The sequence below is a fragment of the Bartonella vinsonii subsp. berkhoffii ATCC 51672 genome (genome assembly GCF_902825225.1).
GTDB lineage: Bacteria > Pseudomonadota > Alphaproteobacteria > Rhizobiales > Rhizobiaceae > Bartonella > Bartonella berkhoffii.
The window spans coordinates 1-1,235 of sequence record NZ_CADEAK010000059.1; the positions used below are offsets into that span (position 1 = coordinate 1).

The window sequence follows — 1,235 nt, forward strand, 5'->3', positions numbered from 1 at the left end:
TGGATAAAGCTCTGATGGTTCTGTCGTTTTATTTCTTTTTCTCTTAAATCAAGAAGACGCTCTAAGCGGTCCATATCGACGTCACTTTCTAAGGCTTTATTTAAAATGCGTTCCATAGCAGTTTGTTCGACGGTTAAGTGATGTGTTTCTTCAATTTCTGTTAGGTTAGTGTTTTGTTCACTCATCTTGATTTCCTCCATTGCGCGCAATTTCCCCGTGGCGTGAATCACGCTTGTGTTTAAATGGTTGTTGTTTTTTGTTAAGTTTTTATGTCTTGAGGTATTCTTGTGTTTCCACGAATATTGGCTAGTCCACAAACCTCGGCATTTCTAAAAATCTTGACTTCTCCACGAATCCATGCACTATCATAGACTTTTGCATTTGCGAAGATCTCAGCAATTTTATCATGTTCGCCTTTTATACTAGCATTCCCATAAACATGTGCATTATGATAAACATGCACATGACCATGAAGCATGGCATTCCCATAAATATGCGCATTATCAAAAACGCGGGAACCATTCAAAAACCTTAGCATTCTCAGAAACATAGGCGTCCCCATAAACCTTAGCGCCATCAAGAACATAAGCATTATCATAAACCCAGCAATTACCATCATGACTTAAGTTGCTTTCATTTTCGATAAACCCACCTAAATCACCTTTCTTTATTTTGCCAAAGTCTCTCAGTGCACGAATACGGTGAAGGGTTATGCCCTCAACCTCAATCGTTTCATCAGTAAGTTCGTATTTTGGTTCCATTATTGCATCCCTTCATTAATGCATGTTTTGTTTTTTGATTTGTTGAGAAAGCACACCAATGCCTTTTGTTGTGATTTTAGCTGAAGGAATGACTTTTTCTCTCCCATCAGAGGTTTGAATGGTGATGACTGGACAATCCATAAGACCTTTTTTGATTTTGTCTTGGTAAGGTAACAATGGAGTGCTAGGAACACGCCGATAGACCCAACCTTTTTTCTGTAAGAAGAGAATGAACTGTTTTGGTTGTATTTCTAAAATCTTTGCTGCTTCAGTAAGACCAAAGAGCCCATTATGACGTTGCAAGCTTTCAAGAGCCAGTGCCTTTGGTTTTAATTCTGCAATCATATTGTCTTTTTGTTCATTCTCATTTTTGAGATAAGTTAAAACTCCTAACATGACTTGTGGACTAGAGTAATCGATTTGCGGTGCTGCTACTTGCTGTTCTAATTGTTGCCACCGGTCAATGATTTTTGC

At 38.3% G+C, this 1,235-nt stretch carries 3 protein-coding genes and 1 pseudogene; all 4 read right to left on the reverse strand.

Translation table 11 applies throughout. The annotated features are described in order from the left end of the window. A pseudogene (locus tag J7R10_RS08145) lies at positions 1-185 on the reverse strand (ERF family protein); the annotation flags it as partial. Between the two features lie 74 nt (positions 186-259). Continuing rightward, the gene (locus J7R10_RS10050) at positions 260-526 is read right to left on the reverse strand and encodes a hypothetical protein (RefSeq protein ID WP_245257373.1); all 267 of its coding nucleotides are present in this window, start codon (positions 524-526) and stop codon (positions 260-262) included. Next, positions 504-761, reverse strand: coding sequence for a hypothetical protein (locus tag J7R10_RS10055; RefSeq protein ID WP_245257372.1), 258 nt, complete (start codon positions 759-761; stop codon positions 504-506). Before J7R10_RS10055 ends, J7R10_RS10050 begins: the two co-directional genes overlap by 23 nt. Positions 762-776: 15 nt before the next feature. Then, positions 777-1,235, reverse strand: a 459-nt coding sequence (locus J7R10_RS08155) for a phage antirepressor KilAC domain-containing protein (RefSeq protein WP_208436428.1), incomplete at its 5' end; no start/stop codon positions are given.

Coding starts and splice junctions, on each gene's coding strand:
- J7R10_RS10055 (WP_245257372.1), bottom strand. CDS start 761: ATGGAACCAAAATACGAACTTACTGATGAAACGATTGAGGTTGAGGGC.